16 protein-coding genes and 1 riboswitch are annotated in these 18309 nt (G+C 67.5%); of the genes, 7 read left to right on the forward strand and 9 right to left on the reverse strand.

The genetic code is table 11. The features are described from left to right. Positions 1-254: 254 nt before the first annotated feature. The 5 genes from AAHG03_RS24735 to AAHG03_RS24755 all read left to right on the forward strand — a co-directional run bounded on the left by AAHG03_RS24735 (position 255) and on the right by AAHG03_RS24755 (position 5643). Entirely contained in the window at positions 255-497 is a 243-nt protein-coding gene (locus AAHG03_RS24735) for a helix-turn-helix domain-containing protein (protein ID WP_342154061.1), read from the forward strand. A 252-nt stretch (positions 498-749) separates the two neighbouring features. Further along, entirely contained in the window at positions 750-1742 is a 993-nt protein-coding gene (locus AAHG03_RS24740) for an AAA family ATPase (RefSeq protein ID WP_342154063.1), read from the forward strand. Positions 1743-1751: 9 nt separating this feature from the next. After that, positions 1752-4091, forward strand: a complete 2340-nt coding sequence (locus AAHG03_RS24745) for a S8 family peptidase (protein WP_342154065.1) — start codon at positions 1752-1754, stop codon at positions 4089-4091. Between the two features lie 8 nt (positions 4092-4099). Beyond that, on the forward strand, positions 4100-5284 hold the full coding sequence (locus AAHG03_RS24750) for a HEPN-associated N-terminal domain-containing protein (protein ID WP_342154067.1): 1185 nt from the start codon (positions 4100-4102) through the stop codon (positions 5282-5284). Positions 5285-5286: 2 nt separating this feature from the next. Next, the gene (locus tag AAHG03_RS24755; RefSeq protein WP_342154069.1) at positions 5287-5643 is read left to right on the forward strand and encodes a hypothetical protein; all 357 of its coding nucleotides are present in this window, start codon (positions 5287-5289) and stop codon (positions 5641-5643) included. A 298-nt stretch (positions 5644-5941) separates the two neighbouring features. Here AAHG03_RS24755 and AAHG03_RS24760 read toward each other — a convergent pair whose 3' ends face one another. The 9 genes from AAHG03_RS24760 to AAHG03_RS24800 all read right to left on the reverse strand — a co-directional run bounded on the left by AAHG03_RS24760 (position 5942) and on the right by AAHG03_RS24800 (position 12869). Next, a complete protein-coding gene (locus AAHG03_RS24760; protein WP_342154071.1) occupies positions 5942-6907 on the reverse strand; it encodes a quinoprotein relay system zinc metallohydrolase 1 in 966 nt (321 codons plus the stop codon). Next, the gene (locus tag AAHG03_RS24765) at positions 6904-7719 is read right to left on the reverse strand and encodes a quinoprotein dehydrogenase-associated SoxYZ-like carrier (protein ID WP_342154073.1); all 816 of its coding nucleotides are present in this window, start codon (positions 7717-7719) and stop codon (positions 6904-6906) included. Before AAHG03_RS24765 ends, AAHG03_RS24760 begins: the two co-directional genes overlap by 4 nt. 14 nt (positions 7720-7733) lie before the next feature. Then, a complete protein-coding gene (locus AAHG03_RS24770) occupies positions 7734-8306 on the reverse strand; it encodes a rhodanese-like domain-containing protein (protein ID WP_342154075.1) in 573 nt (190 codons plus the stop codon). Beyond that, on the reverse strand, positions 8303-8860 hold the full coding sequence (locus tag AAHG03_RS24775; RefSeq protein WP_342154077.1) for a cytochrome b: 558 nt from the start codon (positions 8858-8860) through the stop codon (positions 8303-8305). The genes AAHG03_RS24770 and AAHG03_RS24775 overlap by 4 nt, the downstream gene beginning before the upstream one ends. Then, positions 8857-9171, reverse strand: coding sequence for a hypothetical protein (locus AAHG03_RS24780; protein ID WP_342154079.1), 315 nt, complete (start codon positions 9169-9171; stop codon positions 8857-8859). The genes AAHG03_RS24775 and AAHG03_RS24780 overlap by 4 nt, the downstream gene beginning before the upstream one ends. Positions 9172-9179: 8 nt before the next feature. Then, the gene (gene pedF, locus AAHG03_RS24785; RefSeq protein WP_342154081.1) at positions 9180-9641 is read right to left on the reverse strand and encodes a cytochrome c-550 PedF; all 462 of its coding nucleotides are present in this window, start codon (positions 9639-9641) and stop codon (positions 9180-9182) included. Between the two features lie 61 nt (positions 9642-9702). Then, positions 9703-10110 carry a hypothetical protein gene (locus AAHG03_RS24790; RefSeq protein WP_342154083.1) on the reverse strand — a complete coding sequence of 136 codons (408 nt, stop codon included), beginning with the start codon at positions 10108-10110 and terminating at the stop codon, positions 9703-9705. A gap of 11 nt (positions 10111-10121) precedes the next feature. Then, positions 10122-10811: a pentapeptide repeat-containing protein gene (locus AAHG03_RS24795; RefSeq protein WP_342154085.1), complete on the reverse strand. Its 690-nt coding sequence runs from the start codon at positions 10809-10811 to the stop codon at positions 10122-10124. Between the two features lie 117 nt (positions 10812-10928). Continuing rightward, positions 10929-12869 carry a PQQ-dependent methanol/ethanol family dehydrogenase gene (locus AAHG03_RS24800; protein ID WP_342154087.1) on the reverse strand — a complete coding sequence of 647 codons (1941 nt, stop codon included), beginning with the start codon at positions 12867-12869 and terminating at the stop codon, positions 10929-10931. A 391-nt stretch (positions 12870-13260) separates the two neighbouring features. Between AAHG03_RS24800 and AAHG03_RS24805 the strand changes: the two genes are divergently transcribed. Then, on the forward strand, positions 13261-13902 hold the full coding sequence (locus AAHG03_RS24805) for a response regulator transcription factor (protein ID WP_342154089.1): 642 nt from the start codon (positions 13261-13263) through the stop codon (positions 13900-13902). Positions 13903-14618: 716 nt separating this feature from the next. After that, a complete protein-coding gene (locus AAHG03_RS24810; RefSeq protein WP_342154091.1) occupies positions 14619-17138 on the forward strand; it encodes a TonB-dependent receptor in 2520 nt (839 codons plus the stop codon). A gap of 848 nt (positions 17139-17986) precedes the next feature. Beyond that, positions 17987-18193, forward strand: a riboswitch (cobalamin riboswitch). Positions 18194-18309: the final 116 nt, after the last annotated feature.

Consider the following 18309-nt stretch of genomic DNA (forward strand, 5'->3'; position numbering starts at 1 on the left):
AGCGTCAGACCCTCATCGATCGCCGCTTGCGCCATCACGCGCAGGCCGCCTAACCTCTCAACCCAGATGGACCAGAGCCTCCGTTCCTGAGCAGCCCAAACCGTCTCAAATCATCTGACGACGGACAATCGCCATCACCGGCATCCATGGGGTCGTTCGGGATAGATGCGAGCCGCAAACGTATAACCAGATTTTCTGATAATCTGAAATCCGGTCTAACGGGCCTGTCAGGTTCCACAACTCCCGACGGGCTGATGCCCAAGACGCTCCACACGAAGCGGCACAGGAAGCTGGTCGACCGGCTCGTCGAGATTCGCGAGCAGGCCGGACTGACGCAGAGCGAGCTGGCGTATCGACTGGGCCGCTACCAGTCGGTTGTCGCAGCCATGGAAGGGGGCGGGCGACGGATCGATGTGGTCGAGCTGCTCGCGCTTGCGGACGTCATGGGGTTTGACGTCCACGATTTGATCGACCGTATCCGGGAGGTTTCCGAGTAGAGATCGGCGGGCCGTCGTCGGATCTTCGCATCGGTGGCAATCCCCTTCGGAGATCGGCGTTAGATGGGGTGGTACGCAAGGCTCGCGTACGAGATGTGCCGAAGGTGTGGCCACCGGAATTCTACGCGGCGTGGCGAACCGTCGCTGCGCATGAAAAGCCTTCCATCGATCCCCTTTGCGATGTGACGGGCACATGGCGCGTGCCTGCGGTTTCCGCTATGGTCCGGTTTGGAAGGTGTTAGTCGAAGAGCGATGGCACGCGGCGAGTTGATGAAGAGATTGCTGGCGAGCTACGGCCGGGACGAGGAGTTCCGCGCCGTGGCCGAGCAAATCATTCTCGAGGAGGAGCAGAAGAACAACAAGGTTCTTGCCCGATCGCTTCGCAAAACTCTCGACAACAGCTCGCACCGACCGGCCACCGCGCCTAAGATGTTGGCCCCGCTTATTCATTTCCCCGACGCAGCCGACGACTTCGTGGAGCGCGTCGAGCCCGAGCGTAACAAGCACGACATCGTGCTGAGCGAAGCCAACGTCCGTGTGTTCCTCGGTCTCATGCGCGAGTTCCGCCGCGGCGAGGATATTCGACGCCGCGGGCTCCCCGTGCGTTCGAAGCTCCTGTTCTGCGGTCCGCCCGGTTGTGGCAAGACGCTCTGCGCCGAGGTATTCGCAGCCGAAATGGGTCTGCCGCTCTTCGTAGTGAAGATCGACCGGCTAATCTCGTCCTATCTGGGCGAGACTGCCGCCAATGTTCGCAAGATATTCGAGTTCGCACGCAAGCAGCCATGCGCCTTGTTCTTTGACGAGTTCGATGCACTCGCTCGATCGCGTGACGATACAAGCGAGCACAACGAACTGCGTCGCGTCGTCAACAGTCTTCTGATCTTTATCGATCGTTTACGCCCCAATGGTTTTCTGATTGCGGCCAGCAATCTCGATCAGTCGCTCGATCCTGCCATCTGGCGGCGCTTCGATGAGGTGATCTGGTTCGACAAGCCGGACCGGCCGATGATCGAACGCTTCGTGAAATTCAAGTTCAAGAATGTCGAGGCGAGCTTCGATCCGCTCGAGCACGCCAAGGCGCTCGAGGGCTACAGCTACGCCGAAATCGAGCGGGTGTGCATCTCTGCGATCAAGTCGGCGATCATCGAGCGCCGCAAGCAGGTTCGCGAAAACGATTTCAAGCGGGCCATCGCCGATGAGACCCGTCGGCGCTCCGGAACCGCGCGCCTCTCGAAGATATCCTAGAGCGCGGCCTTGGCACGATACGACCATCTGCGACTCGTCCGCCTGCCCGAGCAGTTGGAGCGCCGAAGGCGCTCAGGCGGCGGCACTGCGCCGGTTCATGAACCCGGCGGGCACAGCCGAAAGCTCCGAACCGAGCTGGACGCCTTGGTCGCTGAGCAGCAACGCCGGCGCCGACCGGAGTTCGTCGATCCGTCCCTGATTCTCCGCGTCCGCATGAACGGCATGACGTTGGAGGAGGACTGGGAACGCCTTGGGCTCACTCTGCTGGCGAGCGACGAGGACAAGACGCTGATCCTTTTCGCCTCGAGCGATGAGATGCAGGGTTTCCGCGAGCGACTCGACGCCTACTCGCGCGGCACGCCGCCCGGCCAGGCCGCGCCTTCCTATGCTGCCTTCATAAATCGCGTGGAGGAGATCAGTTCGCTCCAGCCGCGCGACCGTATCGGCTTGAGGCTGCGCGAGGATGGCTTCACCGGTGCCGACGACTTCGCAGCCGACCGCATCTTCCTGCTCGACGTCGAGCTCTGGGATCTCGGCCGACGCGAGGTCCGGACCCGCAAGCTCGATCAGATCGCCGACTACATCGAGGCGCGTGCCGGCGAGGTGCTCGATCGCTACGTCGGTCCTTCGATCACCATGTTGCGCGCGCGGCTCTCCGGCTCGGTCGTGCGCACGCTGCTCGACCTTGATGTCGTCGCCGTCATCGACGCGCCGCCAGAGCCCGACATCGCGACCGGCGATGCGCTTGAGCTGACGCTCGCCGAACTGCCGGCGCTCGAGCCCTTAGCGGCGGATGCTCCGGTGATCGGGGTCGTCGACAGCGGCCTCAACGCACACCCGCTGATCGACGACGTCGTCGTCGGGGCGATCGGTGTTCCGGCGGTGCTCGGCGAGGCGGACGACTTAGGCCATGGCACCCGGGTCGGCGGGATCGCGCTCTTCGGCGACCTGCGCTCTCAGCTCGCCGGGGGAATGTTGAAACGCGTCGCCCGAATCGCTTCCGCCAAGGTCGTAAACGACCGCGGCGCGTTCGATGAGATGCGTCTCGTACCCTCGCAGATGCGCGAGGCGCTCACGACGCTCCATCAACGCTTCGGGTGCCGCCTCTTCGTAATCTCGCTAGGCGACGCCAAGCGGATCTACGACGGCAGCAAAGTCGGGCCTTGGGCTGCAACCCTCGACGAACTGGCGCGCGAGCTCGACGTCGTCATCGTCGTGTCCGCCGGCAACCGCGCACCGCGCGGCGGCAACCGCATCGAGCAGGCGGTGACCGAGTATCCCGGCTACCTTCTGGAGCCCGCGAACAGACTGTGCGAGCCGGCCGGCGCGATGAACGTCATCACCGTCGGCTCGCTCGCCCACGGCGAGGGTATCGGGCCCGATTTCCACGAAGACGTCCATGTCCGGGCTATCACTCGCGCCCTCGAGCCCTCACCCTTCACTCGCGTCGGCCCAGGCATCGGTGGCGCGCTCAAGCCGGACTTCGTCGACGTCGGCGGTACCATGGTCTTCGATCCGGTTGTGACGCGCCTGCGCTTGGGCGAGGACCTGCCTACCGCCGGCGTCCTGACACTTCACCACCGCGCGCTCGATCGCCTGTTCACGACCGGGTCCGGTACCTCCTATGCCGCGCCGCTGGTCGCCAACAAGGCGGCTCGCATCCTTGCCCGGTTCCCGACCGCGTCGGCCAACCTCGTCCGTGCCCTGTTGGCCGGCGCGGCGCAGTCGCCCGACGAAGCGGTGCTGAAACTTCAGCCGCTCGGTGGAGAGGCACTGCGCTCGGTCTGCGGACATGGTCGGATCGATGCCGTGCGCGCCGCCTACTCCGACGATCATCGCGTCGTCTTCTACGCCGATGACGAACTGCCGCTCGACCACTTCGCCGTCTACAAGCTGCCGATCCCCGAGCTTTTCCAGAGCGGCGGCCGCCGCACCATCCGCGTCAGCCTTGCCTTCGATCCGCCGGTCCGCCACACACGCGCCGACTATACCGGCGTCGGCATGAGTTTCCGTCTGGTACGCGGCTGCGAATCGGCTCTGATCTTCGACCACTACCGGCGCCGGACGCAGGCCGAAGGTCGCCGCCCCGACATCGACGGCCGGTACAACTGCGGGCTAGAGCCCGGTCCACGCGAACGCGAGCGCAGCACGCTGCAGAGCGCCAGCGTCACCTTCTCGCGCGACACAGACCGTTACGGAGACAGCTATCATCTCGTCGTGCGCTGCGAAGCCGGCTGGGCGGCGAACTTCGAGACGCGCCAGCGATTCGCCGTCGTCGTCGAGCTGAAGCACCAAGCCGAGGTGCAGCTCTACGCGCGTCTCCGCGCCCGTGTCCGCCTGCCGGCCTGACGCCTGCCATGAGTCGTGTCGATTCGGATTGCCTTCCTTCTGCTTGGTCGAGCAGAGAGAAGGTCTGCGCAGGCTGTTTCGAGGACGCGGATCTTCGGCGCTACATCCGTGCGCAGGCCGGGCCACGCGGGTGCAGCTTCTGCAACCGCTGCTCAGCCCCGACGGCAGCCGTCGGCGAAGTCGCTGGATACATTGCCGACCGCATGGGCACCTTCTACGGTCGGGCGGTCGACCAACTGCCCTACGACGGTCGCGAGGGCGGCTATCAAGGATGGCACCCGGACACCAGGGAACTGCTGTTCGGTGAAATCGGCCTGGACCTGCCCCACGACGGCGACGGCCGTTTGGCGCAGGCCCTGCTGGACGAGATCGGTGACGATGCCTGGACCAGCTTCGAGTGGCTGAAGCTCGAAATCGACGAGAGCTTCGCGCTCGACTGGAACAGATTCTGCACGACGGTGAAGCATCAGCGGCGCTTCTTCTTCCTGGCGATCGGGCCCGGCGAACCACACGATCCCGACGCTCGTGCGCTCCACGAGTTCCTCTACGACCTTGGGCGGTTGATCGACGAGCTTGGACTTATAAAGACTATGCCCGTTGGCTACGCACTACATCGCGCCAGGGCGCGAGAGCCCGGCTTACGCTTCACCACCGCGAGGGAACTCGGACCGCCACCCGCCGAATTCGCCACCCAGTTCAACCGCGTGAACCCGCCGGGCATCCCGATGTTCTACGGGGCGGAGAACCGCGCGCTCGCGTGCGCCGAGGCCCGGCAGCCGCTGCTTTCGGTCGGGCGCTTCGTCGCCGACCGTCTGGTTCGGTTGCTGGATTTGGCGACGCTCGCGCCGGTGCCCGGCTTCTTCTCGGCTGCGAGCCGTCGAGAGTGCCAGGGCTACCGCTTCCTACACGCCTTCGCCGGCCTGATCGCCAAACCCGTCGCGGGCGATGACCGGACGCACATCGACTACATACCGACACAGGTGCTGACCGAGTTCCTGCGCGATTTTCCCTTCGCGGGTGGGCCGATCGACGGCGTGCGCTACCGGAGCGCGACCACGATGCCAGGCACGAACACGGTCCTGTTCGCCACGCAGGCTGAGGTCTGCGACCGGCCCCCGGACGAGCCTTTCGGTGAGGCTTGGCCCTGGCTTCGGCTCGTTTCGGTCAGACACCTCGAACTCGCCGTTGCCTGAGCATGGCAACCTTCACGCAGAGTCAGATCGAGGCATTGACCGCCGCACTCGGCGATACGGCCGACGGCCTAACCGGAAGTGAGATCGCGCATCTCCTGAACGTCGCGACCATGAAGGATCCGGGGGCCGGTCTGACGAAGCGCCACCGGTTGCACAACGCCTTCGCCGAAAGTCAAAACAAACGCGGCGACCGCGGTGCCATCTTGAAGTTCCTGCGGCAGGTGATGAAGCCCGACCGATACCTGCGCGTGCCCGCGCGTTTCGAGGCACTCCGCGCCAAGGTGAAAGCTGCCTTGTCATTCGCCGGGCTTGCCGTCGATCAGGAGTTCGCCCCCGCCTTGTTCGGCTTCGCGCCATAAGCGGCCCTTCGAACAGATTCACTGGAATGGCCGCTCAGCCTCAGAAAGCTGCCATTGGCATAGAGTGGCGAGTCTTGGCGGCCACAACATTCTGATGGTGGTTCGCATTAGCGAGGTCCCCTGGGCGACGTCGCTGCCGAGGGATGCCGGAAGCATCCGTGTCGGACTGGCACCAGATCGTTTCCAACATCGCGCATATGAGCCACTCCCAGGGTGGCCGCGGCTCGTGGGAATGGCTACGGACGCGCCCGAAGCCAACCTTGGACATGCTGGCTTTGAACTACTGTTTGGTCTCGGATCAAGCTTGAGTGCATCGCGGCAGGCCGCGACGCTCCAGGGCTGGCAGCAGGTGCATCACCGAGCGGGCGAACTCGTAGCGCGCCACGGCGAGGCCGGTGGTCCAGTCCGGAAGCTGCTCGGCCATCAACTCGGTCACATCGAGCCCGCGGGAGAAGCCGTCGCCGATGCGTGCCTCGACCGTGTCGAGCCAGCGCCGCGTCTGATCGATGCCGCGGCGTCCGGCCTCGACCGGGCCATGGCCGGGGATCAGCAGGCGGTGGTCGATCTCACCGAGTGTCGTCAGTGCCCCGCGCCAGCGCTCGGGATCGGCGTCGGGGGTGGTGGCGGCGCGGTCGAGGAAGACGAGGTCGCCGGGAAACAGCAGGCCGGAGGATTCCTCGAACAGGCAGAGATCCTCGCGGGTGTGGCCGGCAAGCGGCAGGATGCGGAAGCGGCGCTCGCCGATGGTCTCGACGCCCGCTTCCGCGACGCGGCCGGGCTCGGGCACGCCGGTGCCGCGCATCCAGTCGCCCGCGACCCGGTACATGCCGTTGGTGAGGTCGGTGCCGGCCCGCTTCAGGTCGCCGCGCAGAGCCGGTCCGCCGCTGACGGTGCCGGGCTCGAAGGCGGTGGCGCCGAGCACGTGGTCGGCGTGGATGTGGGTGAGGTAGACCCGCGCCACCGGCTTGCCCGTCAGGCGCTCGGCCAGCGCCTTCAGCGCCGTGCCGTAGCGGTGCGAAGGGCCGGCATCGATCAGCACCGCGCCGTCGCTCGTGTCGAGCACGGTGATGTTGGCGATCGCCCCGCCATTGGCGCGGGTGATGGGCTCTGGCGCGCCGTAGATCGTCCAGACGCGGGGGGCGATCTCGACCGGGGCGAGCGGGTAGGCCAGCGGGGCGGCCTCGGCCGGGAGCCAGGGCAGGGCCGCGGCGGAGAGCCCGAGGGCGAGGCCGGCGCGGCGGGTGATCGTGGTTTCCTTGCTCACAGCCGTCCCTCCTGCCCGGCGGCCGGAGCGGCCGCGGAATCCGCATTCGGCGGGATCGGCACCCGCACCGTGAAGGTCGTGCCGTTGGTGTTGCGGGCCTTCAGCGTCAGCGCCTCGCCCGCGGCCGGACGGTCCGGCAGCAGCGTCAGGGTCGGGTTGTCGGCCACCGGCTCCTGCAGGGTGAGGCGGGCGAGCACCGCGCCGGCGGCATCGGCCACGCTCAACTCCTCGATCAGAAAGAGCGGGATGTTGGCGAGCATGCCGGTGTCCATCGGGTGCGTCATGCGAAGGCGCAGGCGAAGGCCGTCGGCCTCGCTCCAGACCCGGGCCCGGGTCTCGCCGAGGCTCTTCCAATCGACCTTCTTCTCCACCACCGGCGGCACCGAGCAGCCGCCGCCCGCCGCATCCAGAGTGCGCCCGCCCACATGCCAGGTCTCGCCCCGGCGCACCGCGGCGCGGATCGGCGTGCCCTGCTCGATCTTCATGCGGAACGCTACGAAGGGTTTGGCCGCCAGCGGCTCCAGCCGCAGGGTCAGCGGAAACGGGTTGAGGTCGGCGATGACGAGCACCTCGTCGGCGGACCCGAGCGCGCGGGCATCGACGGTCACCGGCACCTGGGTCTGATCCTCGGTGACGGGGGGCAGTACCACCTGCACCGCGTCGTCGAACACGGCGCGGCGCCCGCCGAGATAACGCTCGGCCATGGTCGGCCAGAGCGGCGAATCGAGCGGGTCGCGGCTGCCGCTGGACGGGGCCGCCGCGCGGACGAGCGGCCGGTCGATGGAGGGCCTGAAGGGGGAGAGGAAGGGCATCGCGGGGCCTCGGCTCAGCGGTCTTCGAAGGGCAGGACGGGGGGCGGGACGGCCTCGATCAGGGGGCGCTCGGCGTCCGCCCAGCCGTCGGTGCCGTCGGCGAACCAGTAGAGGCGCCCGTAGCCGAGGGCGGCGGCGCGCTTGACCGCGTTCCACGACATCCAGCAATCGGCGAGGCAGAAGAATACGATCGCACGCCCCCGGTCGCCCCCCGTGAGCCGGGCGAGATGGCGGGCGAAGTAGGCGGCGAGCCGCGGTTCGAGCCGGCCGCGGCCGGTCTCGGGCAGCCAGGTCGCGCCGGGGATCGTCTCGCGCTTGTCCACGATCCGCCACGCGCCGGTGGCGGGGTCGTAGCCGCCGCGCTGGGGCATGGTGTCGATCAGCACCGCGCCCTCGTCGCGCAGGCGGTCGAGGGCGGGCAGATCGATCCGCTCGCCGCCCTCGACCGGGCGGGTCACCGGAGCGCGGTAGTTCTGCACCCGGTAGCCTGTGGCCTCGTCGGTATCGAAGTCGGAGGCGAGGTCGGCCCTGGCGGCGCCCGCGAGGACGGCGAGACCGAACGCTGCGGCGAGCACGGCGCACCTCATCGCCCGGTCCTCCGGGTGAGGCCCAGGATGCGGGTGAGCGTGGCGTCGCGGTCGATCCAGTGGTGCTTGAGGGCCGCCGCGACGTGGAGCGCGAGCGCCGCGCTCAAGAGGAGCGCCAGCCCGTCGTGGAGGTTGGAGGCCACCGCATAGAGCGTCTCGTGCTTGGTCTCGAACAGCTTCGGGATCACGGGCAGCCCGAACACCGAGACCGGCCTTGCATAGGCGAGCGAGCGCAGGATGCCGGAGAGCGGCATCAGCAGAGTCGCCGCGATGAGGAAGACGTGGAGGAGAATCGCGCCGCGCCGCTCCCATGCGGCGTGCGGCCCGGCGGGTGCGGGAAAGCCCTCGCGCATCCGCCACGCCACGCGGGCGAGCGCGGCCATGAGGACGAGCACGCCGACGGATTTGTGGATCTGGACGAGCGCGGTCTTGTCCGGGCCGCCCTTCACCGTCTGGAGCCAGAAGCCGAAGGCGAGCAGCCCGAGCACGCCCGCGCCGACGCCCCAGTGCAGGCTGAGCGAGAGGCGGCCGGGCCAGGGCGCGGGGGCCGTCATCGCGCCAGCAGCCTCAGGTGGGGGAACTCGCGCTTGGCCGTGAGCAGGGTGCAGTCGCGTTCGTCCTCGGTGTCGGGGCAGACGATCTCGACCCCGTCGGGATAGTGGCTGACGTTCTCGCAGGTCGCGCGGAAGCGCTCGCGCAGGCGCGGATCGTCGGCGATCCGGGCGGTGTCGAGCCCGGTCACCGTGCAGTCCGTCTTCAGCATCAGCATGCGCCGGATCTGGTATTCCTTGACCTCGGCGCGCGCGGGCGCGGGCAGGAGCAGTCCTCCCGCCAGCGCGAGCGCCGAGGCCGAATGCGCGAGCATCCGCGGGATCAATTGATCTTGGCCGCGATGGCCGGGTCCTTGTCGGCCTCGCTCTCGATGTAGGTGCGGATCGCCCAGATCGCCTCCTGGCTCAGGATGTCGGCGAAGGGGGGCATGCGGTAGCGGCCGTCGCGCTGAGCGCCGCCGCGCACGCGGGTGAGGAAGTAGACGTCGGAGGCTTCGGTCTTGTCGAGTTCGCGCAGGTCCGGGGCCATGCCGCCGGACTTGGCGTCGATGCCGTGGCAGCGGGCGCAGTTTTTGTTGTAGCCCGACGCGCCGATCTCGACCGCCTTGGCGTTGCCGACATAGGGGTTCTTGTCGCGGTCGTTCTCGCCGAGCGGCTCCAGGCCGGTCGTGTCGATGGCCGAGGGCGCGCCGTCGCCGTGGGCGTGGACGAGGGCGGTCGTGGCGAGGGCGAGCGGGATCGCGAGCGGAAGGGCGAGGGCGGCGGCCCGGAGCGTGCGGATCATCGGCTGTGCCTTTTCTTCTCGGAGGGGAATGCGTCGTGACGGACGGAGGGGCGGGCGCAGCTCACGGGGCCGGGTCCAGCCAGATGCGCCAAGTCTCCGACCCGCTGACCTGCAGCGAGTAGGTTCCGGGCGTGTCGATGCGGTGGGTGGCGCTGCCGCCGCCGCCGATGTGCAGGTTCTGGACGATGCCGCCGGCTGCGTCCTTGAGGTACAGGACGAAGATCGGGCCATCGCTTTCGTAGCGCAGCATTGTGGGCGCGGTGATCTCGAAGAGGTCGGTCTGCGCGGTCAGCCGGCCCTGGAAGCGGGGCAGGGCGAGGTGGGCGGCGAGCCGGTCGTAGCAGGCGAGCCGCTCGGTGCCCTCGACGGTCGCGCGGCACTTGGCGAAGGCGGCGCGCATCCCGGCCTCCGCCTCGCCCGCGGCCAGAGCCGGCAGCGAGAGGATCGTGCCGAGCATCGCGAGCGCCATCGGCCGCGCCGTCACTTGCCCGCCTGCGGTTCGTCCTCGTGTTTCGGGGCGACGGCGGCCGGGTAGGCCTCCCAGACCGGCTTGTCGGTCTGCCAGTGGACCGGGCAGCCCTTGCAATCCTGCATCCAGGCGTCCTGGAAGATCGCGAAGCGGATCTTGGCGCCGTCCATCACTGCGCCGGTGAGATTCACCTCGTAGAACTTCGCTTCCTGCAGGTCGGTGTCGATGAAGCGGGCGCCGACGAACTGGGCGCGCTTGGCCTGGACCATTTCGAGGTCGGCCACCGTGAAGTCGCCGCCGCTGAAATCGCCGCCGACGATGCGGGCGTGGTCGAGATTGGCCCCGACGAAGCGGGCGTCCCTGGCCTTCACGCCCTGCATGAAGGCGATCTGGAGCTGGGCCCCGCTGAGATTGGCTTTTTCCAAGATGGCGCCGCGCAGGTTCGCCCCGCGGAGATCCGCGCGGGCGAGGTTGGCGCCGGTGAGATCGGCCCCGCCGAGGTCGGCGTTCTTCAGGTCGGCGTGGCGCAGGTCGGCGCCGGGACATTTGGCGCCCGGCGCGATGGTGCAGCTGCCGACTACCCAGGGGTCGGGCCGCTCGTCCTTGTTGTGGACCACGGTCTGCGCCGCAGCCGGTAGGGCGTGCGCGAGCAGGCCGGAGATCAGGAAGGCGCGGAGCGCGCCGTTCGTCCGGGCCGACATCGGGTCAGCTCCTTTTTTCGGATTCTATCGGATGTCTCGACAATGAGCCGGCGCAGTGGCGCGCCGGCTCGGCCGTGGCGGCGGGAGGATGCCCAAAAAGCCCTCCCGCGCCTCAGGTCACTGCGCCGAGGCGGTATCGGTCGGCAGTTCGAACACCCAAAACGAGCCGCCCTGGGAGACGAGCTTGGTCTGGTCCGCCATGTCGCCGCCCCACAGCGGCACCGCGCCGCCGTAGCCCGAGGAGATGCCGATGTACTGCTTGCCGTCCATCTCCCAGGTGCTCGGCACCGAGACCACGCCCGAGCCGGTCTGGAACGCCCAGAGCTGCTTGCCGTTCTTGGCGTCGAAGGCCTTCACGTAGCCGTCCGAGGTGCCGGTGAAGACGAGCCCGCCCTTGGTCGTCATGGTGCCGGCCCAGAGCGGCATCGCCTCCAAGTGCTCCCAGACGATCTTGCCGGTCTTCGGATCGAGCGCGCGCAGCGCGCCGACATGGGTGTCGAACTTGCGCTGGATGCGGAAGCCCTGGCCGAGATAGGCCGAACCCGCCTTGTAGGTGACGTTCTCGGTCCAGTAATCCTCAGTCCAGTCGTTCGACGGGATGTAGAACAGCCCCGTCTGCTGCGAGTAGGACATCGGGTTCCAGTTCTTGCCGCCGAGGAAGTTCGGCGTCACCTTGATCGACTTGCCCTTGGCCTGGCCCTCCTCCGGGGCCGGCGGGCGCTGGCCCTCGACCTCGATCGGGCGGCCGGTCTTCAGGTCCCAGCCCGTTGCCCAGGTGATGTCGCGCACGAAGGGGTAGGCGGCGACGAGCGCCGTCTGCTTGCTGATCTGGCCGTCACGGGCGGCGAGCTTGTCGGTGTCGGTGAGGAAGAAGAAGCCGTTGCGGTCGGCATGCGCGCCGAGGCGCATGGTCTTGCCGTCCTTCTCCATGTCGAACAGGATGATCTCGTTGTTGCCCGAGTAATCCCACGCGTCGTTCGAGGTGTGCTGGAAGAAGCCCACCGGCTCGCCGTTCGACGGGTCGATGTAGATCTGGCCAGAGGTGTAGAGGCTGTCGTAGGGCTTCCAGTCGCCGCCGGGGCCGGAGCGGTAATGGTGGTTCCACGGGGCCGGGTTGCCGGTGCCGATGACGAAGGTGTTGGTCTTCTCGTCGTAGACGCCGGTCTGCCAGGGGGCGCCGCCGCCGTGGTTCCACGCCTCGACCTTCTTGCCGTCCTTGTCGTTGGGCCAGGATGGCGCCTTGGCGTCGCCCGTCGTGGTCGAGTCCTTGCCATTGAGGCGGCCCATATGGCCCTCGACGAGGGGCCGCATCCAGATCTCCTCGCCGGTCTCGGGATCGCGGCCGTAGAGCTTGCCCTGCGCGCCGAACTCGTCGCCCGAATTGCCGTGGATCAGGACGACCTTGCCGGTCTTCTTGTCCTTGATGATGTTCGGCGCGCCCGTGTAGGCGTAGCCGGCGGCGTGGTCGTCGAACTTCTTGCTCCAGACGACCTTACCGGTCTTGGCGTCGAGCGCGTACATTGAAGCGTCGAGCGCGCCGAAATAGATCTTGCCGTTGTAGATCGCGGCACCGCGGCTCACCACGTCGCAGCACGGGCGGATGTCGTCGGGCAGACGGGCCGAGAACGACCACATCTTCTTGCCGGTCTTGGCGTCGAGGGCGAAGATGCGCGAGTAGGAGGCTGTGATGTAGATCACGCCGTCATGCACCAGCGCCTGACCTTCCTGGCCGCGCTGCTTCTCGTCGCCGAACGAGAACGACCAGCGCGGCTTCAGCAGGCTGACGTTCTTGGTGTTGATCTTGTCGAGGCCCGAATAGCGCTGGGCCTTGATGCCCATGCCGTACATGAGCACGTCCTTGTCGGTGTTCTGGTCGTTGAGGATGTCCTCCCAGGTCACCGCGGCGCCGGTCGAGGCCTTCTCGGCCTTGGGGGCATCCTTGGTCTCGGTTTTCTGGGCCGAGGCGGGCGGCGCCATGAGCAGGCCGGACAGGATCAGCGACGAAGCGGCGGCGAGCATCAGCGTGCGGGGGCCGTGCCCCGCTGTCTTCCTGGCCATGCGTCTCTCCCTGGCGGTCGCGTGGGCCGCGCCGCGTCTTTCGATTCTGATGGGGAGCCGGTCCGCGGGAGCCTCACGACAAGCATCCGACGATCCGCCGCGACGAGCGGGCGACCCGAATACTTCGTGAGAGCTTGGCGTCCCGAGGCCGGGCTCGAATGTAGGTATGGCGGGAAAGATTGCCCGCCGCACGCTAACTTTTGTCCATGCCTCATATGGAAGTCTTAGAATTGCAAGTTCATCCCGGCCCGATTTGCCATATTAGAATTGCGATCTGGCTCGATGACCATAATGAATTTGTTTGAAACTGCGCCCTTGACGCTCGTCCGGCGGCGCGAGCATCACTTTTACAGTCCAGGCGCCGCGGGTTGCGCCCGAACGAGTGGACGCGATGCACATCATCCTGGTGGACGACCATCCGCTGTTCCGCGAGGCCTTGCGCAGCACAATCCGCATCGGCCTGCCGCACGCCCGCATCGAGGAGGCGGAATCGATCGAGGCGGCCAAGACCGTGCTGGCCGAGCGGCCCGGCATCGACGTGATCGTGCTCGACCTGTCGATGAAGGGCGTGACCGGCTTCGACGGGATGATGAGCTTGCGCATCCGCTTCCCCCGCATCCCGATCCTGGTCTGCTCGGGCCTGGAGGAGGGGCGGATCGTGCGCGAGGCCCTGCGGCTCGGGGCGGCGGGCTTCGTGCCGAAATCGGCGACGCGGGCGACCTACATGGAGGCGCTCGACAGCATCATGCGCGGCTCGATCTACGTGCCGGACCTCGCCCATTCGCACGAGGCCGAGGCGAGCAAGACGGCGGACGCCTCCGCGCGCATCGCCGCGCTGACGCCCGCGCAAATGAACGTGTTGTCCATGATCAAGCGGGGCAAGCTCAACAAGCAGATCGCGTTCGAACTCGGCATCGGCGACTCGATGGTGAAGGCCCACGTCTCGGAGATCATGCGCAAGCTCGGCGTGCGCAACCGGACCCAGGTGGCGCTCTGCGCCTCGGCGCTGGATTTCGACCGCGTCGGGATGTGAAGCCTGCGGCCGATACACAGCTTTCGCGAAGCCAGCGATGTCCGCAGGGCGGACGAACCGTCGCGGTCCGATCCCGACCTTCAACCGCGGTCGCGCAGAGCGTCGATCTCAAGGTTTCGGCAGCGCCCAACCTTGGCCTGAGGCACGGGCGTACAAGTCCTCTTCCATGATATCCGATCCGCGGTTCTCGACCGCGAAGCGGATCCGTTCTGCACGTACGACTCGAAGGGACAGCCCTGGGCGCAGCGGTGATCGCGCGGCTTGCAGCCCTATTAGAACCCGAGAGCGTTCTCCCCCCTCCGCGGGGGAGGGTTGGCACGCACGACCGGCCGTTTCGCGTCGGTTGTGGGACGCAACGGCGGCCATGAGCGTCGAGGACGAGAGCGACGGCCTCGTCTGTCTCACGCCGGAGGGCATGCACGGCCTCTGCTACGGGTCGCCACGGACCGGCGCTGCGGCGGCACCGTAAGCGGTCGACCTCGTCCGTCCATCCGTGCCGCCAACGCTTGATTTGCCAAATTATCCTGTTAAAGTTGCCGAAAGACCAATCCATCGATGTGCTTTGTCGATCACATCTCGAGATAATCCCCCATCGGGCCGGATTAACCTTCGCTCTGTGATCGTGCCCCTCTTGCTCGGTGGCGGCGGTCTCCCGCACATCCTGAACCGTCACGCTTGGGCCCAGGATGGCCCGGTTAGCCGGATCGGATCGCCACATGCGGATGCTACGGAGCACGCTTCTCGTGTCGGTCGCGCTGCTGCCGACGATGGGCCACGCCCAGCAGCAGGTCACGCTCGACGAGATCAGCGTCGTCCCGACCACCCCGGTCGGTGGCGGCACCGGCATCCGCGCGGCGACGCCCCCGGTCGGCCCGGCACCAGCCCTGCCCGTGCCGTCCCCGGTCGAGCCGCGCCTGCGCGGCGGCGCGCAGCCGCTCTACAAGATCCCGAGCACGGTCGAGACCGTCACCGCCGCCGACCTCGAGGCCGACCGCGGCACCGGCAACGTCGTCGCCACGCTCGCGCGGCGCACGCCGGGCCTCAACATCTCGGACTCGCAGGGCAGTGCGGGCCGGGTCGACATCAACTATCGCGGCTTCACCGCCTCGCCGGTCCAGGGCGTGCCGCAGGGGCTCGCCGTCTACCAGAACGGCGTGCGCATCAACGAGGCCTTCGGCGACATCGTCCAGTTCGACCTGATCCCGCCCTCGGCGATCCAGCGCATCGATGTGGTGACCGGCAACCCCGTCTTCGGCCTCAACGCGCTGGGCGGTGCCATCAACATCGGCATGAAGAACGGCTTCACTTGGCAGGGCACCGAGGTGACCGCGCTCGGCGGTTCGGACGGGCGCATCGCCGGCGGTCTGCAGCACGGCCAGGTCAGCGGGCCGTTCAGCTTCTACTTCAACGGCGACGGGCTGAACGACCGCGGTTGGCGCTACGAGAGCCCGAGCACGATCGGCCGCATCTACACCGATCTCGGCTACCGCTCGCAGGACGCTGAGTTCCACGTCATCGGCGCCTTCGCCCGCACCTTCTTCGGGGCGGCCGCGGCGACGCCGGTCGACTTCACCCATTTCGACCCGCGGGCGATCTTCACCTATCCGCAGACCACGACGACCCAGATGGGCACGCTGCAGGTGACGGGCCGCGTCGATGTCTCGCCGACCTGGGATCTGTCGGGCAACGCCTACTTCCGGCGCTTCAGCAACGTCTACGTCGACGGAAACGACGGCAACTTCGAAGCCTGCGGCGACGATTCCAACACGCCCAACGCCCTCTGCTTCGAGCGCGACGGCTTCTCCGACGACATCGCCCAGAACCAGTTCCGCATCCGCGGGCGCAACGGGCAGATCATCCCCTACCGCGACGGCATCCCCTACGGCACGATCGACGTCACCAAGACCGAGGCGACCGGCTACGGCGGCTCGCTCCAGGCGGCCAACCGCGACCGCGTGTTCGGCCTCACCAACAGCTTCGTCGTCGGCGGCAGCATCGATGTGGCCGACTACTCGTTCAAGTCGTCGAGCACGCTCGCCGTCATCAACCCGAACCTGTCGGTCACCACCAACCCGAACAACCCGACCTACGGCCTCATCCCCGGCCTCGGCACCGATTACCTGCGCACGGAAGGCGCGCTCGGCATCGCCCCGAGCAGCGTGATCGGCTCGAACCTCTATATGGGCCTCTACGCCACCGACACCCTCGACCTGACCGACCGCCTCGCTCTCACCGCGGGCGCCCGGCTCAACTTCGCCCGGGTGACGACGCGCGATCTCACCGGCTTCGCGCCGGACGTGAACGGTACCCACACCTTCACCAAGATCAATCCGGTCGCCGGCCTGACCTACCGCTTCATGCCGGAACTCTCGCTGTTCGGCAGCTACTCGGAATCGAACCGCGCGCCGACGCCGCTGGAATTGTCCTGCGCCAATCCCGACCGGCCGTGCCTGCTGCCGAACTCGCTGGTCGCCGACCCGCCGCTCAAGCAGGTGACGGCGCGGACCTACGAGGCCGGCATCCGCGGCGCGGTGGCGGGCGTCTACGACGGGGCGCTGACCTACAAGATCAGCGCCTTCCGCACCGACCTGTCGGACGACATCATCCAGCTCGCGACCCCCGGCAACGCGGCGCGCGGCTACTACGTCAACGTGCCGGCGACCCGCCGCCAGGGCGTCGAGGTCGGGGCCGAGTACAGCCGCGGCGACCTCTCGGTCTACGCCAACTATGCGCTGATCGACGCGACCTTCCAGTTCAACGGCACGCTCTCCTCGCCGAACAACCCGCTGGCCGGCGAGGACGGCGCGATCACCGTGCGCCCCGGCAACAAGGTGCCGCTGATCCCCGACCACCAGTTCAAGGTCGGGTTCGACTACCTGCTGCTGCCGGGCTGGCGGGTCGGCCTGAACCTGCAGGCCTATTCCTCGGCCTACTACCGCGGCGACGAGTCGAACCTGAACCGCAAGCTGCCGCCCTATTACGTGCTCGGCCTCAACACGAGCTACCGGGTCAACGACAGCCTGGAGCTGTTCGGCCTCGTCACCAACCTGACCAACAACCGCTACGCGACCTTCGGCACCTACGTCGAAGGTGGGCCCGTGGCCAACCGCTTCCAGATCAACGATCCGCGCACCACCACGCTCGCCCAGCCGCTCTCGATCTACGGGGGCCTGCGCTACACCTTCAACGCCCCGCCCCCGGCCCCGCCGGTCGAGCCGGTCGTGCGCAAATACTGAGGCGGCCGGCACCGTCTTCGAGTTTCATCGCCAGTTGCATCCGAGGTCCCGAGCAGGAAAGGCGTCGTGCCACGATGTTCAAGGTTCAGCTGCGACTCGACGGGCAACTCTGGCGCGACACCTTCGGCAAGGTCGCCTTCGCAAGCGAGCGCGATGCCACGCGCTCGGCCAGGCATGAACTCGACATCGCCCTCTACCTGGCGGACCGTCCCGCGGAGGGCGGCCCCTGGCCGATGGCGGTCCGCGTCGTCCAGTCCAAGGGAGTCTTCAAGGGCGTCGTCTGGGAACTCAAGGGCCGAACAGCGTGGGCAGGAGCGGCTCGACCCCCAGCTCGCGGCCCGCGCCGACCGACGCCCGATCGGGCCGGACGGCCCCATGAAACGGCGGCGGCCCGAACTTCGTCTTCGCCGGCCACGTCGGATCGCGTAGGCCGGGCACGGCTTCGAGAGCCTGTTTGATTTGACTCATCGGGATCGAAACAGTGCGATGCTGCGGTGATCCCAACAAATCCCCTCATCCTGAGGTGCGGAGCAAAGCGTAGCCTCGAAGGAGGGCTCCAGGGATCGCGCGACATCTGGAGCCCTCGCTCAAAACCGCTCACGCAGCACCTCAGGATGAGGGGATGTGTTGGGATGAGCCTGTCAAGCAGGCTCTCAGGAAGAGACACCGTCACTGCGGACTTGACTGATCCGCCCCATTGAAGTGGTCCGCCCCGAGGTATGGCCTGCGGGTCAGGGTCCGCCGCTCGAGCGGACAGGATTGGCGCCCGCCTGTGTCCCATTGGCCACGGGATATGTAACATTGTTGCATTGTGCGCCGCAGCGCATTGACCGGGCCGGCCTGATCGGCGAGGTTCGAAGGGCCAAGGTTCCCGCGGGTTTCGGTCCGTGGGCGAAGAGGGAATTCGGTGGGCTCTCCGGAGCGAGGCCGAAGCTGCCCCCGCAACTGTGAGCGGCGAGCCCCTGCCGTCCGGGTCACTGGTGCCACGCACCGGGAAGGCCAGGCCGGGGTGCGGACCCGCGAGCCAGGAGACCTGCCTTGGGCGATGATACGTCTCTCGGGCGGGGTGCCCCGGCGGAGCGCAGGCGCGGGCCCGGCTGAACCAGCCGGCACCCGCGAGGGCACCCGCACGGCCGCCGCTCGACAACCTTGAGCGACTTGGTGACCGTTC

The organism is Methylorubrum subtropicum, from assembly GCF_038442325.1.
Classification (GTDB): Bacteria; Pseudomonadota; Alphaproteobacteria; order Rhizobiales; family Beijerinckiaceae; genus Methylobacterium; species Methylobacterium subtropicum.